We start from the raw sequence: 546 nt of genomic DNA on the forward strand, positions 1-546 counted from the left end.
GCTGGAACGTCGTGAAATGCCTGTGGGGTTCCGAATGGGACGCGCTGCTGGCGCGCGACCATGGCCACGCACTGGCCCGGGCCTTCGCGCAGACGGTGGACGGCGAGTTCCAGACCCTGAGCGCGAACGACGGCGCCTTCAACCGCCGCCACTTCTTCGGCAAGAGCCCCGAACTGCAGGCCCTGGTGGCCCACCTGTCGGACGACGACATCGACCGCCTGCGCCGCGGCGGGCACGACCCGGCCAAGGTGCATGCCGCCTTCGCGCGCGCGGCCGGCCACACCGGCCAGCCCACCGTGGTGCTGGCCAAGACGATGAAGGGCTACGGCATGGGCAGCGTGGGCCAGGGCCGCATGACCTCGCACCAGCACAAGAAGCTGGGCGCCGACGAACTGCTGGCCTACCGCGACCGCTTCCACCTGCCGCTGACCGACGAAGAGGCCCGCACCGCCGCCTTCTGCAAGCCCGCCGACGACAGCGCCGAAATGCGCTACCTGCACGACCGCCGCCAGGCGCTGGGCGGCTACCTGCCCGCACGCCGCGCCC

General features: G+C 72.0%; 1 pseudogene. It reads left to right on the forward strand.

What is annotated here, in order from left to right:
• Positions 1-546, forward strand: a pseudogene (locus tag AC27IO_RS25300) (pyruvate dehydrogenase (acetyl-transferring), homodimeric type); the annotation flags it as partial.

The organism is Acidovorax sp. KNOB132 (genome assembly GCF_057541515.1).